Annotated in this window: 15 protein-coding genes; 11 read left to right on the forward strand and 4 right to left on the reverse strand. The window is 61.8% G+C overall.

The genetic code is table 11. From position 1 onward, the window contains the following. Positions 1-72: 72 nt before the first annotated feature. The 3 genes from ACWFSR_RS14145 to ACWFSR_RS14155 all read left to right on the forward strand — a co-directional run bounded on the left by ACWFSR_RS14145 (position 73) and on the right by ACWFSR_RS14155 (position 1,621). Positions 73-480, forward strand: a complete 408-nt coding sequence (locus tag ACWFSR_RS14145; RefSeq protein WP_197106826.1) for a DUF4383 domain-containing protein — start codon at positions 73-75, stop codon at positions 478-480. A 101-nt stretch (positions 481-581) separates the two neighbouring features. After that, on the forward strand, positions 582-989 hold the full coding sequence (locus ACWFSR_RS14150; protein ID WP_447522714.1) for a DUF4383 domain-containing protein: 408 nt from the start codon (positions 582-584) through the stop codon (positions 987-989). Positions 990-1,033: 44 nt separating this feature from the next. Then, positions 1,034-1,621, forward strand: a complete 588-nt coding sequence (locus ACWFSR_RS14155; protein ID WP_447522715.1) for a hypothetical protein — start codon at positions 1,034-1,036, stop codon at positions 1,619-1,621. Here the strand turns inward: ACWFSR_RS14155 and ACWFSR_RS14160 are convergent. Next, positions 1,618-3,105 carry an MFS transporter gene (locus tag ACWFSR_RS14160; protein WP_447523454.1) on the reverse strand — a complete coding sequence of 496 codons (1,488 nt, stop codon included), beginning with the start codon at positions 3,103-3,105 and terminating at the stop codon, positions 1,618-1,620. The two genes, ACWFSR_RS14155 and ACWFSR_RS14160, sit on opposite strands and share 4 nt — an antisense overlap. 133 nt (positions 3,106-3,238) lie before the next feature. On the opposite strand from ACWFSR_RS14160, the gene ACWFSR_RS14165 reads away from it, so the two are divergent. Further along, positions 3,239-3,886 carry a biliverdin-producing heme oxygenase gene (locus tag ACWFSR_RS14165; protein WP_197109193.1) on the forward strand — a complete coding sequence of 216 codons (648 nt, stop codon included), beginning with the start codon at positions 3,239-3,241 and terminating at the stop codon, positions 3,884-3,886. 104 nt (positions 3,887-3,990) lie between these two features. On the opposite strand, the gene ACWFSR_RS14170 is transcribed toward ACWFSR_RS14165, so the two are convergent. The 3 genes from ACWFSR_RS14170 to ACWFSR_RS14180 are packed head-to-tail and all read right to left on the reverse strand — an operon-like array spanning position 3,991 to position 6,560. Then, positions 3,991-4,902 carry a TerC family protein gene (locus ACWFSR_RS14170; RefSeq protein WP_447522716.1) on the reverse strand — a complete coding sequence of 304 codons (912 nt, stop codon included), beginning with the start codon at positions 4,900-4,902 and terminating at the stop codon, positions 3,991-3,993. A 51-nt stretch (positions 4,903-4,953) separates the two neighbouring features. After that, the gene (locus tag ACWFSR_RS14175) at positions 4,954-5,970 is read right to left on the reverse strand and encodes a Gfo/Idh/MocA family protein (protein WP_197109192.1); all 1,017 of its coding nucleotides are present in this window, start codon (positions 5,968-5,970) and stop codon (positions 4,954-4,956) included. Then, positions 5,967-6,560, reverse strand: coding sequence for a GNAT family N-acetyltransferase (locus tag ACWFSR_RS14180; RefSeq protein WP_447522717.1), 594 nt, complete (start codon positions 6,558-6,560; stop codon positions 5,967-5,969). The genes ACWFSR_RS14175 and ACWFSR_RS14180 overlap by 4 nt, the downstream gene beginning before the upstream one ends. 209 nt (positions 6,561-6,769) lie before the next feature. On the opposite strand from ACWFSR_RS14180, the gene ACWFSR_RS14185 reads away from it, so the two are divergent. The 7 genes from ACWFSR_RS14185 (at position 6,770) to ACWFSR_RS14215 (ending at position 13,728) form a co-directional block, all read left to right on the forward strand. After that, positions 6,770-7,510, forward strand: coding sequence for a GntR family transcriptional regulator (locus ACWFSR_RS14185; protein WP_307783762.1), 741 nt, complete (start codon positions 6,770-6,772; stop codon positions 7,508-7,510). Then, positions 7,510-8,433, forward strand: a complete 924-nt coding sequence (locus ACWFSR_RS14190) for an N-acetylglucosamine kinase (RefSeq protein ID WP_197106833.1) — start codon at positions 7,510-7,512, stop codon at positions 8,431-8,433. The genes ACWFSR_RS14185 and ACWFSR_RS14190 overlap by 1 nt, the downstream gene beginning before the upstream one ends. Then, a complete protein-coding gene (locus tag ACWFSR_RS14195) occupies positions 8,430-9,188 on the forward strand; it encodes an SIS domain-containing protein (RefSeq protein ID WP_447522718.1) in 759 nt (252 codons plus the stop codon). The genes ACWFSR_RS14190 and ACWFSR_RS14195 overlap by 4 nt, the downstream gene beginning before the upstream one ends. Continuing rightward, entirely contained in the window at positions 9,185-10,597 is a 1,413-nt protein-coding gene (locus ACWFSR_RS14200; protein WP_447522719.1) for a protein O-GlcNAcase, read from the forward strand. Before ACWFSR_RS14195 ends, ACWFSR_RS14200 begins: the two co-directional genes overlap by 4 nt. A 2-nt stretch (positions 10,598-10,599) precedes the next feature. Then, positions 10,600-11,868, forward strand: coding sequence for an ABC transporter substrate-binding protein (locus tag ACWFSR_RS14205; RefSeq protein WP_447522720.1), 1,269 nt, complete (start codon positions 10,600-10,602; stop codon positions 11,866-11,868). Positions 11,869-11,953: 85 nt separating this feature from the next. Continuing rightward, positions 11,954-12,835 carry a carbohydrate ABC transporter permease gene (locus ACWFSR_RS14210; protein ID WP_447522721.1) on the forward strand — a complete coding sequence of 294 codons (882 nt, stop codon included), beginning with the start codon at positions 11,954-11,956 and terminating at the stop codon, positions 12,833-12,835. Beyond that, positions 12,832-13,728: a carbohydrate ABC transporter permease gene (locus ACWFSR_RS14215; RefSeq protein ID WP_231599617.1), complete on the forward strand. Its 897-nt coding sequence runs from the start codon at positions 12,832-12,834 to the stop codon at positions 13,726-13,728. Before ACWFSR_RS14210 ends, ACWFSR_RS14215 begins: the two co-directional genes overlap by 4 nt. Positions 13,729-13,749 lie beyond the last annotated feature (21 nt).

Raw genomic sequence — 13,749 nt, forward strand, 5'->3', positions numbered from 1 at the left:
TTGCTCGAAGCGACTACGAATAGAGAGCACACGATGCGCACTCACCTAGTGTGCGCACAAGGGGGAACAATCATGACCCGATCACCCAACCGCATGCTCGGAGCCATCGTCGGAGCATTCTTTGTTCTCTTTGGTCTGCTCGGCTTCACTGTCAGCGGCGGAGCTGGCTTCTTCGCGACCGAGGGCGGAATGCTCGCCAGCGTGTTCCAAGTGAACGTTTTCCACAACGTTATCCACCTAGTGGTTGGCGCGGCTCTGGTGCTGGCAGCGCTCTCAAACCGGACTGCGGCGCGCGCGGTCAATTCCGGATTGGGCTTTGCCCTTCTCATCCTTGGCTTCGCCGGGCTGCTGCTTGTCGGGTCAGAATTCAACGTTCTGGCGCTCAATGCCGCCGACAACGTTCTGCACTTTGCGGCCGCCGTCGTGCTGTTGCTCGTTGGCATCGGTGCCGACAGCCGCGTGACCGGCGTGAGCGCGTAATCCTCTCCGACTCACTAATTCGCACTCCAAACCAGTTCGGCGAGGGCTACGAATAAGAGTCAACCGCGCGAACACAAGGTTTGCGCAGAGGAGGCACTGTAATGACTAAATCACCTAACCGCCTGCTGGGAACAGTTTTCGGCGCGGTCTACATTCTCGTCGGACTGCTCGGCTTCACCGTCACGAACGGTGTCGGATTCTTCGCCACTGAGGGCGGACTGCTGCTGGGCCTGTTCGAAGTGAACATCTTCCACAACGTGGCCCACCTCCTTATTGGAGCTGCCCTGCTGCTGGCTAGCCTCTCCAACGTGAAGGCTGCCCGAACCGTGAACTCCGTAGTCGGTTTTGCTTACTTGGCGCTCGGCTTCCTCGGTCTCTTTCTCGTAGGTTCTGCGCTAAATATCTTGGCCCTGAACGCTGCTGACAACGTGCTGCACTTTGCCAGCGCCGTCGTCCTGCTTGCTGTTGGCCTCGGTGCCGACAAGCGTGCATCTAGCGTCACCGCATAACTCGCACCACTAGTCCCAGATCACGCACCGAGAGGAGAACCGTCATGTCCGCAATTACCCGAACCTGGATCGCTTTTGCCGCAGTAGGCACCGGCCTAATCCATGTTGCACTCGTGATCGGTTCCCCTCTCGCGCTGGGCATCCCTCTCGCCATTCTTGGTGTCGTCGAGTTCGGGTGGGGCATTCTGGCCTTCACCCGCGACACACTGCCGTTTGTGCGCATCGCCATGGTCGTAGCGGTGACGCCGCTTGTTGCCTGGGGCCTGCTGCTTACCGCAGCATCCGTCTTCCAGAATCCGGCGCTCGGTGCGTCCCTGGATGTCGTGCCGTGGGGAATCGCCGCCATGTTCCAACTTTTTGTGGCGGGCACCCTAGCGCTCCACTCTCGTCGAACTCGTGAAGGCTCGAACGCCACTGCGTCAGCACCCAGTGCTGGACGCTACCTCATCGCTCTCACGGTTGGCGCCCTTGCAGTCGCTGCCCTGACGACCCCTGCTCTTGCTGCCACGGAGGCTGGAATCTATGCCCAGCCCCATGGCGAACACGATGGCTCATTCACTCCGCAGCGCGATGTTCCCACTGACGAGGGCACTGACGACATGTTCGACCTTCCCAGCCACGAAGGTCACTAGCTCCGCACTGACCTCAAGGTAACCAGAGTGATTGTGATAGCAACAGCCATGAGGCCGACGGCAACCCACGATGTGGCCACTACGCCTGAATCGAAGGCGTGACGCGCTGACTCCAACAGTTCTTCGCCAAGCCCTCCGGGAAGCGTGGACGCAACTTCTACGGCACCGCCCAACGTTTCACGCGCGGCGGTCGCATCCACAGCACTCAGTCCCTGGGGAACGTCGATCGTCGAACGGTACGACGCAGTCAAAATGCTGCCTAATACCGCGGTTCCCAGCACTGCGCCAAGTTCATAGGCGGTCTCTGAGACTCCGGATGCCGCCCCCGCTTTGTCTGGCGTCACGCTCGAAATGATGAGGTCGTTCGAGAGGGTCTCGGCCGAACCGATTCCGGCACCGAGAACACAGAACGCCACGATGTAGCTCAGCACCGTGGCATCGCTACCGGTCAGCGCGATGGAGCCGTACGCAAGCAGCGACAGCGTGAGGCCGCCCGCCATCAGATAGCCCGGCCGCACGAAACGCACGAGCGGCACCACAACGAGCCCCGCGACAATGATCACGAGAATGCCGGGCGTCAGAGCGAGAGCAGCGTCGAACGGGCTCAATCCCTCCACAAGCTGAAGGTGCTGGGTGAGGAAGAAAAGCAGACCGAGCAACGAGAAGACGCTCACGAGGTTCACGAGCACGGCACCGCTGAAGGAGGGCACGCGAAAGAGTTGCATATCGAGCATGGGGTTGGCCTGCCCCAGCAGCCGGCGCACAAAGAAGACGCCGGACAGCGCCGCAATTGCTAACAGGGCAATGGGCAGCACTCCCACGCCCTCGGTAGCGAGTTCTTTGATCGCGTACACCGCCGGGCCGAGCGTGAGAATCGACAAAAGGATGCTGCCCAGGTCAAACGGCCCGGGGGTGGGATCCTTCGATTCGGGAATCAAAACGGGCGCGAAGATCAGCAGCGGCAGCAGGAACGGCACGGCGACGAGAAACACCGATCCCCACCAGAAGTTCTCCAGCAGCACTCCCCCGACGAGTGGCCCGATGGCAGAACCCGCCGAGAACCCGGCGGCCCAAATCGCGATCGCGAGGCGCCGCTGACGGCGATCCGCAAACAGCGAGCGAAGCAACGACAGCGTCGAGGGCATCAGCATCGCGCCGAAGACGCCCAGCAGAATGCGAGCGAGAACAAGCGACGTGGCGTCGGGAGCGAAGGCCGCGAGCACCGAAACGATGCCGAACCCCGAAGCGCCGACGAGCAGCAGCCGACGGCGGCCAAAGCGATCGCCAAGGTTGCCCATCCCCACCAACAGTGCGGCCAGCACCAGCGGATAGACGTCAACAATCCAGAGTTGAACAACCGCGCTCGGGCGTAGATCGCGGGCAATGCTCGGCAGGGCAAAGCTCAGTACGGTGTTGTCGATCGACACCAACAGAGTCGGCAGCATCAGCACCCCCAGCGCCAACCACTGCTTAGTCGTTGCCATCACCCGGGGTTGTTCAGTTGCACTCACGTGCTCACGATACAGTCCCGCCGAATACCCAACTTTCGGATGATGTTTCGCCCAATTCGCCTTCGCTAGAGTGAGGGTAACCTAACCCCCCCTTCTAGGAGACCTCGTGGCTGTAATTCCTTTCTCGCAAGCACTTCGTGAGCGCACCTGGTCGAGCCACGGAGACAGCGAAGGCGCCGACTTCATGAAAGACCTCATGACGGGAAAGGGAACCCGCGAGGACTACATCGCGTTGGTGGCCCAGCACTACTTCATCTACGAAGCCATTGAAGCCGCTGCTGACCATTTCGCCAGCAACCCCGTTGCCGCGCCTTTCATCACCTCGCAGCTCACGCGCCTGCCCGCGATCGAAGCGGACCTCGAGTTTCTGATCGGCGCCGACTGGCGCGACCAGATCGCTCCCCTCCCCACCGCCGCCGCCTATGCGGCCCGCGTGCGCGCAGTTGCTGCCCAGGACTGGGCTGGCGGATTCATCGCCCACCACTACACGCGCTACCTCGGCGACCTCTCGGGTGGCCAAGTCATCCGCACGCTCATGCAGCGCCAGTTCGGGTTCGAAACCAACGGTGTCGGCTTCTACCTTTTCGACCAGATCGCCAAGCCCAAAGAGTTCAAGATCACGTATCGCGACCAGCTCGATGCTGTCGAGTGGGATGACGCCGAGCGTGACCGCGTCATTAACGAAGTACTCGCCGCCTACAAGTTCAACACGGACTTGTTCATCGACCTGTCGCGCGCAAAAGCGGCCGCCTAGCCCCGCCGCGCGGGCCGTGTCGCCGAACCGGCATGGCCCGCTTGGGGCAGCGTTCTCCCCTGCTGCCTGCACTTGCGGCCGCAGCGTTGTCCGAGGCCTGAGCGCTATCCGAGACCCGAGCGCTCATCGCGAACGCCGTCAGTCTCGGAATCCACGGATCCCTCAACGGGCTTCTTTGACAGCCCTACCGACCCGGCGCTGGAACGGCCCTCGAGAGCAGTGTGCACCGCGATCGACTCGTCGACATCGGCGTACCGCGGGCGCAGGCCCACGGGGCGCAGGCGACGCTCCTCGCGTTTCGCTCGCCGGGCCGCAACGATCAAGTTGAGAGCTTCGACCAGAATCGCGAACGCCATCGGCGCGTAGATGAGAGCTTTGTCGATGTAGACCCCGAATCCCTCGGCGATCAAGAAGACTCCAATGAGGAGCAAGAACGAGAGGGCCAGCATCTTCACTGTCGGATGCTGGTTCACGAAGGTAAAGATAAAGCGGGCCGCGAAGAGCATGATGCCGAACGACAGCACAACCACAGTGATGATGATGACGAGGTTTTCTGTCATACCGACTGCCGTGATGACGGAATCGAGCGAAAAAACGAGGTCGAGAACCAGAATCTGCGCGATGACTGACCCGAAGGTGACCGCTTTCCTGCCCCCGCCAGAGCTGTGCTCTTCGTCGCCTTCAAGTTTGTGGTGTATTTCCGTTACGGCCTTGTAGACCAGGAAAACGCCACCCGCAATGAGGATGATGTCTTTCCACGAGAAGCCAAGCTCACCGATGACGAAAATTTCGTCTTTCAAGGTGATGATCCAGCCTGCAAAGAGCACGAGAACGATTCGCATGAGCATCGCGAGGGTGAGGCCGAGGTTGCGAGCCTTCGCCTGCTGATCTTTCGGCAGTTTCGATGCGAGGATCGAAATGAAGATGACGTTGTCGACGCCGAGCACAATTTCCAGGACGAAGAGTGTGAGAAAGACCGCGATGAGGTCAGGCGTGAAGGCGAAGGAGAATTCCATTCGTCAATTCTCCACTAGAGGCCCGCAATTGGGAGAGTGCGCCTGAGAAAGTTAGCCCATCGCCTCGATCTGGGCGCGCATCGTGTCGAGCGTCTCCAGAATCTCTAGTGAGACATCCAACGGATGCTCGGGGGCTTCGGTGCGCCCATCCGCAATGTGCTGGGCAATCGCCGTCGTCTGAAACGACAGCCCTTCGCGGCCGCGGAGTCCGGTGCCGTCGGTGAACTCGGTGCGCTCGTCGTCGCGCACCACCGCAAACCCGTTCGGCGCATAAAACGGTGTGCGCACCTCAACGCGAGCACGGGTGCCGTTGATGCGGGCCTCCGTGGGGGTGTCGGCCTGCATGGTCGTGTGCAACACAGCCTGGGCACCGGTGGCGTGGTCGAGAATCATGGCCGCCTGCCCATCAACACCCGTGTCGAGCATCCGTCCCCGAGCGAACGCCGCGGTGGGGGCGCCGAGGGCGAAGCGAGAGAACCAGACCGGGTAGATACCGATGTCGCGCAGCGAGCCACCGCCCATGGTCGGGTCAAACACGGGCTGGCCGGCGGGGGCGCCAAAGTTAGCCCCAAAGTCGGCGGTGACGACCTTCAGATCACCGAGCTCCCCTTCGGCGAGGAGCTGCGCGATGATCGTGGTCTGCGGCAAGAAGCGCGTCCACATGGCTTCCATGGCGAACACGCCAGCGGCACGGGCGGCATCCACAATCACGCGAGCATCAGCGGCATCGATACCGAGCGGCTTCTCGATGAGCACGTGCTTGCCTGCCGAAATGGCGAGCAACGCCAGCGGCCGGTGAAAAACGTTCGGCGCGGCAACGTAGATGATGTCGACCTCGGGGTCGGCCACCAGCTGGTCATAGCTGCCATAGCTGCGCCCGATGCCGTGCTTCCTGGCGAATTCTGCGGCACGATCAGCAGAGCGCGACGCGACGGCCACCACTCGCTGATCGGTGTTGGCATGCATGGCGGCAACCCAGTCGGTGGCAATCCCACCCGGGGCAAGAACGCCCCAGCGCAACGTTGGTCCACCCCGAAGCGGGGTTGCAGTCGGTTCAGGCAGAATCACGACAGTTCCATTCCCAGATAAATCGAGTCAGCGCCCCGAGCAAGTTCAGTGAAACCAAGATGGCGGTAGAACGCGATGGCATTGTGATTATCTTCGCCCACATCAAGATGGATGCCGCTAACACCGCGAGCGCGCAGCGCCTCGAACAGCGTCTCGAACAGCGTTCGCCCCAGGCCCTGCCCCTGCGCGCGCGGCAGAAGATCGATGTGCAGGTGCGCTGGATAGTCGGCCACGACAGCCGCAGGTGCCTCCACCGGAGAGTGAAGGTGAGAGATGAGTTCATCGTCGAGCGAATCGCCCGCCGTCGCCGGGTACTGGGCACGCAATACCGGCCACCACTCACGTTCTTGCCACGCCTCAAACTGGCGGGTGTCTGCGGCGCCAAGAACGTAGCCGGCGACTCCGAGTTCGTCCGCGATCACGAACGCGAGATCGGGCTCACCGACCAGATATGGGCCAACGTAGATGTGGCCGAGGAGGTCGGGATTCTCGTAGAGAGCGCTCCCATCAGCCCCGGCATCCGCTGTCTGAAGACAGACTCGGTAGGTGCCGGGGAGGTCATAGAGACCCGCAGGCCGAATGTGACTCATGGTTTCACCATATCGCCTGCGTCAACTGGTCTAGTTGCGAGGTCTCACGTTGGCAACGGAGTGGTCTAGACGAGGCAGCGTCGACCGCGTACTCTCCGGCTTTCCGGGCCCATTTGCTTGTATGTTTCGAACACATTTCGGCCAAATGTACCCCGGAGTGGTCTAATTCCCTCTTTACCGGGATAGTGAAAATGGGCTCTAATGAGAGCGTGACCGTTGTCGAGGAATCCACCAGACACACCCTGAGAGCACGCTTGCGAGAACTCGTAGCGTCGACAGAGGTGGGCAAGAGCCTGCCAAGCGAACGCGATCTCAGTGCACGCTGGGGTGTCGCGCGTATGACGATTCGTCGCGCCGTCGACGCTCTCGTCGCCGAAGGCCTCGTCGAGCGACGCCATGGTTCAGGCACCTACGTGACCCCGCAGCCCTTCGTGCGCTTGCTCGGTCTCACCTCGTTCTCCCAAGATATGCGTGACCGCGGCCTTGAACCGGGCGCCCGCCTTCTTGCTTACCGGGTGGCCCCAGCGGATGCCGCGATCTCCGCTCAATTGCGGATAGCTGCCGGTGATCCTGTCGTCAGCTTCACGCGCCTGCGTTTGGGCAGTGGCGAAGCGATGGCGGTTGAGACCGTCTGGATTCCCCAAGCCCTCGTTCCCGGCATCAACGGCAGTGACTTGGGCGGGTCCCTCTACGAACTCCTCAGCAGCCGTTACCGCATCTCCCCCGGTGCCGCCAATGTTTCGATCGAGCCAGTGTTGCCCGACGAGCGGGTGCGCGAGCTGCTCACGATCTCCGAAAACCAGGCCTGCCTGCGCATCCGAATGGTCGACTCTGATGCCCGCGGAAACATCATCATGATCGCCAATTGCTTCTATCGCGGCGACAAGTACCAGCTCACAGCCCAGGTCTCAGGCGGCGCGTTCTCGGCCGAACAATCCCGGAACAGCTAATGCTTCGGGTTCTCGCTGTCGATGGCGGCCAATCCGGAATCCGCCTCAAAAGCAGTGCGCAGCCCGGCACTGTTGAAGTCGATGGGGTGAGCCGCCTAGAGGGCGACACCATGCGCACGGTTGCGGCCGCAGTCGCGAGCGCCTGGGCACACGGCAAGTTCGAGCCCGTTGATCGTGTCGTGATGGGTCTCACTACGTCCCCTGCGGATGCTGCCTCCTCCACGCGTCTCGCCGACCTTGTCGCAGCAACCACGGGAGCCAGCGAGGTGTGGATCGCGGATGACACCGTCACCTCCCACGCCGGAGCACTCTCCATCGAATCTGGCGTCTCGCTCATCACCGGCACCGGCGTTGCCTGTCTCGCTCTGCGCCCCACGGGAGAATCCCACGCGGTTGATGGCGATGGCTATCTCCTGGGGGATGCCGGTGGCGGGTTCTGGATCGGCAGTCGCGGCATTTCTGCGGTGCTCAAGGAACTCGACGGCCGCGGACCACGCACCACTCTGACAGCGCGAGCAGCAGAACACTTCGATGGCCTCACGAATATCGCCGCACGCCTCCATAGCGCCCACCGCCCGGTCAACCGCATTGCCCAGTTCGCCCGTGGCGTGCTCGCTTCAGCCGCTGAGGGGGATGCCGCCGCCGACGCCATTGTGATCGAAGCGGCTTACGAGCTCTTCCTTACCGCTCGTGTCGGAGTTCGGTGGGTGGGCAACGATGCCCCGCTGGCTCTTGGCGGCAAGCTGCTGGGACCGAACACTCTCCTCTTCGCCCGCCTTGTCGAGCATCTCGCCAGTGAAGGCATGTCATTCCGCCCGGCGGATGCGTCCGCTCTCGAAGGTGCGCTGCTGCTGGGCACTGGCGACACCGACAATCTCTATCGCGATCTCATCCACGTGTGGAAAAAAGGAACACCCGCATGACTCTCACGAGCCCCCCGACTCTCGATGTGCAGTCGCCAGCTGCGCGCTACTTGGCGCGCGCGGCGCACCTCATCGAGCGACTGACCACTGATGAAGCTCCCAACATTGTGGCGGCGTCCCGCCTCGTTGCTGACGTGCTTATCAACCACCGCACGGTTCACATCTTTGGCACCGGCCACTCCCACATGCTCGCCGAGGAGCTCTACTACCGCGCCGGCGGCCTCGTCAACGTTCAGCCGCTGCTCTTCGAGGGCCTCATGTTGCACACGAGTGCCCCACTCAGCACCTCCCTCGAACGACTGCCCGGGCTCGCCGCGGCACTGCTGCGCGATCACCCCATCGCCGCGAATGACGTGCTGATCGTGGCATCCAACTCCGGCAGCAACGCCGTTACGTCTGAACTCGTGCAGCAGGTGATGGCCAATGGCACCCCCGTCATTGCCCTCACAAGCCTGACGCACGCCACCTCCCCCGAGGCCCGAGCGACAGCCCTGCCGCGACTGCACGAACTCGCCACCGTCGTGATCGATAACGGTGGCGCGGTAGGCGACGCGGCCGTTGACATCGCCGGGTTGAGCAGCCGGGTGTCTGCCACCTCTACTGTGGTGGGAGCGGCCATTCTCAATGCCGTCATGGCTGAAGCTATCCAGCTCTCTGTTAATGCCGGAGTCACTCCCGACATTTATGAGAGCAGCAACACCACCAGCGGCGATGCCAGCAACCTCAAATTCACCACCACGATAACCACACCATGACTCCACGCTCCCGAGCCAGCTCCGACTCCTCAGCTTTCGCCATTCGCGGCGTCATCGAGGGGTTCTACGGCGCGCCCTGGAGCCACGAACAACGCCTCGATCTCATCGGCTTCCTCGGCAACCGCGGCATGAACACCTTTGTGTACTCGCCCAAAGATGACCCGCTCGTTCGTCACGAATGGCGCACCCCCTACGCTGGCGCCGAGCTCGCCCGCATGGCCGAACTCATCACGCGCTGTGACGACAACGACATGACCTTCATGTACTGCCTCTCCCCCGGGCTCACCATGAAGTACTCAAGCAGCGACGACATCGAGATGCTGCTCGCCAAGTTCAGCGCCGTGCGCGAATTGGGCGTCACCAGCTTTGGACTGCTTCTGGATGACATCCCGGTCCGGCTGCAGCATCCGGCCGACGTGGCAGCATTCCCCGATCTCGTTACCGCCCACCAATCGCTCATTGGGAATGTCTTTTCGCAGTTCGACGCCGACACCCACCTCACGGTGTGTCCCACGCAGTACTGGGGCTACGGCGACGAGGACTACATCACTCGCCTTGGGCGCGGCATTGATCCGCGCATCGACCTCTTCTGGACCGGCCGCGCCATTTGCTCCGCCACCCTCGACCTTGCCGACGCTGCCGTCTTCGCCCGGGCAACCGGCCGCCCCGCGACCTACTGGGATAACTATCCGGTGAACGATGTCGCGATGGGCCACGAGCTCCACATCGGCCCCTACCAGGGTCGCGATCCGCACTTGCACCGCTTCTCCACGGGCATCATTGCTAACGGCATGGAACTCTTCGAGTCATCCAAGATTCCCTTCGCCACCGTCGCCGACTACCTGCGCGACCCCGAAAACTACGACGCAGAAGCCAGCTGGAAGCAAGCGCTGCTGGATGTCGTTGGTCCAGAAAACCTCGACGATTTCAGTCTATTTGCTGACACGGCTCGTTCCTCGTGTCTCTCGGCCGACGATGCGCCGGTACTGGGCGAGGCCCTCGAGCGCTTCACTTTTGAGTCGGAGTACGGTGATGCCGCCACTGCTGCCGCTGACCTGCTCGTGGTTGCCCACACCATGCTCGGCGCCGCAGACCGGTTGCTCGACGGCCCCGTGGCAAACCCGCAACTCATTGCCGAGGTGCGGCCGTGGCTTGAATCGTTCCGCGTGGGCACGCGTGCGCTTGTGGAGATCGCAGAACTCGCCGCCGCCGGTCGCCTCGCCACCGCTGGCCCCAGCCGGCTTCTCCCCTATCTCGACACCCTTCGCGCAGCCCACCGTCGCGTCTTCGGCGACCTGCTCGATATGACTTTGGCAGAACTCGTTTCTGCCGGGGGCTCACCACCCGCAACACCTGCATCACCCCGCACTGCATCGCCCGACACTGCATCACCTACAGCAAAGGAATGATCATGCCCGTCACGAGAAAGAAGACTCTCGCTGCTGTCGCTGCCCTCAGCGCCACAGCACTGATCCTTACCGGTTGTTCAGCCGACGGCGGAAGCTCCGACGACAACGTGCTCCGCATCGCCATGGGTTCCCCCGGAGAAGCTCAGATCCGCGTCTGGGATGACGTCGCGGCACAGTACGAAGCCGCCAACCCCGACGTCACGGTCGAGATGAACTACCAAGACGACGATCTGTACCAAACCATCGGGCTTCCTAACCTGCTCAACGGGCGCAACGCTCCAGACATCTACTTTGAGTGGGCGGGAGCGCGACTGGAACAGCGTGCCGCTGACGGGTTTGCTGCCGACCTCTCGGACGCCGTGACATCCGGCCCCATTGCTGGTCTCTTCGATGACGAAGTCTTCACCTCGCTCACCGTCGATGGTGCCGTGGTGATGGTGCCTCATTCCGCTGACGTCACCAACGTGCTCTGGTTCAACGAAGATATTTTCGCGGATGCCGGGCTCACTCCTCCCACGACGTGGGATGAACTGCTCGCCACCTGCGATGCACTCGACGCCGAGGGAATCATCCCGATCGCCTCGGGCAACAAGGACCTGTGGGCTGCTGGCAACTGGCTCGCCCACCTGACCTCGCGTGTTGTCGGGGAAGAGGCCTACAGCGCAGCGCTCTCGGGCGACGCCGACTTCAACACTCCCGAGTGGATCGAAGCCTTCGGTTACGTCGAAGAGCTCGCTGACCACAACTGCGTCAACGAAAGCGTCAACGCGGTTGATGACAACGAGGGCGCTCAGCTCTTCTTCCAGGGCAAGGCCGCCATGCACGCGATTGGTTCGTGGCTCGTGAGTTGGGCGATCGATGAGGCACCCGACCTCAACTTCGACTACGTAAACCTGCCAGCCATGCCGGGTGAAGGCAATCAGGAGAGCGTCATCGGTGTTGTCACCGGGTACGTCGTCAACGCCAAGAGCACCAAGCAGGATGAGGCCGCCGAGTTCTTGGCCCTGCTCAACAACGACGAGAATGTTCAGCAGTTCATCGGTGCGGAGCTGACTCCGATGACTCTGTCGGCCGCGTCGGGCGAAGACATCGACTCGCGCACCGCATCGCTCACGGCTCTGCTTGAGACCGCCCCGGCGATCGTGCTGCCGCCCGACAACGGCTATGACCTCGAGACCGCGAACGCTCTCTACGCTGCACTGGCAGAGGTTCTGGGTGGTCAGAAGTCCCCCGCGGATGCCGTTGCCGGCATAGATCAAAAGCTTGGCTAACCATCTCCCCCATTAGTTAGCCAACCGTGCTGGTCGTCCGTCACCCGAAGGCGGACGACCAGCACTCCTTCGAAGGAACCACCGCATGAAGCCGAACCGCACGGCAACCCCGTACCTGTTCTTGGTCCCCGCAATGGGCGTCTTCGGCTTCGCCGTGTTGTTCCCCGTGATCATGACGTTTGCCTACAGCTTCACGGAGTGGAACGGCTACGGCGCCATGGTTTTTGTCGGCATCGACAACTACGTCAAGGCTGCCAATGATGTGCTGTTCCGCGATTCCTTTGTGCACGTGCTCATCTACATCGCGATCACGATCGTGCTTGAGGTCGTTGTCGGTTTGGTTCTCGCGGGGCTCGTGAGTGTGCGCCGCCGCGGTTCTCTCTGGTTCCGGGTCGCTATCTTCACCCCCGTCATGCTCCCCATGGTCGTCGTGGCTGTCCTGTGGGCGTTCGTCTACAACAACGACTTCGGTCTGCTCAATGCCGCCTTGCAATCCTTGGGTCTTGAGGACCTCCAGCGGGTGTGGCTTGGTGACACCTCCACTGCGTTGATCGCCGTGAGCGTCGTGTCCGGTTGGGTATATGCCGGTTTCTACATGACTATCTTCTACGCCGCGTTCAACCAGGTGCCCACCGAGGTCATTGAGGCCGCTCGCCTCGATGGCGCCGGCGAATGGCAACTATTCCGCAGCATTAAGGTGCCGATGATCCGCAACGCGATCACGGTCGCGCTGTTGCTGTGCATTACTGGCGGTTTCCAAGGCTTCGATCTCTTCTACGTCATGACGAACGGCGGGCCGTACGGTGCCACCGAGATCCCCACCACCTATCTCGTGAAGTCGGTATTCACTTTCCAGAATGTTGGCTACGGATCGGCCATGGCTGTCGTGCTCACCGTCGTCGTTGTGGCGCTTGGCCTGATCTTCACGCGAATCAATCGCGAGAAACCTGAGGAGGTGCGCTCATGAGTATCGACTCTCGCAAGAAGTCATCCGGGTTAGCCCGCACGCACACCGCGAAGCATCACGCTGGCCGGCGCGCTCCCCTGCGGATCGCCGATGTGCTCTTCACCGCAGCGCTCATCGTCATCGCTGTCGTGTTCTTCTTTCCGATGCTCTGGATGGTGTTCTCCAGTTTCAAATCGAACTCCGCGATCTTCGCAACCCCCTTCGCCCTCCCAACCGAGATCGACTTCGGCCGCTGGGTCGAAGCGTTCGAGGTTGGCCACATCGGCCAATACGCGCTCAACAGCGTGATCGTCACCGGAGCTTCGGTGCTCGCCATCCTGCTGCTGGGCGCTGCCGCGGCTTTTTCCTTCAGTCGTTATCGCTTCCGCGGTCGTAACCTGTTTATGGGGTTACTGGCGCTCGGCTTGCTGCTTCCGCTGCAGTCGTACTTCATCGCGCAGTCCACGATGTTCACTCAGCTGGCCATCACCGACACCCGCTGGGCCTTGATCATTCCGTATACCGCGATGGGCCTGCCGCTCGCGGTCTACCTTCTCAAGGTCTATCTGGACGCCGTGCCCGACGAACTCTTCGAGGCCGCCCGCATCGATGGCGCCAGCGACCTTCGCATCTTCGGCTCGATCGCGCTGCCCCTGCTGCGCCCCGGGCTCGCCACCGTCGCAATCTTCTCCGCGCTCTCGAGCTGGAACGAATTCTTGCTCGCCCTGCTCTACATTCAGGATGATGCGCTCAAGACAATCCCGACCGGACTGCTTGCATTCTCGAGCCGGTATGTAACCGACTACGGCCTGCTGTTCTCAGCGCTCTCGATCGTGACCCTGCCGATGATCGTGATCTATATCGTCTTCAACAAGCAGATCGTCGAAGGCATCACCGCCGGCAGCGTGAAGTAGCTCAAGCAGCTCACGCGAGCC

Source organism: Salinibacterium sp. NYA9b (assembly GCF_976973725.1).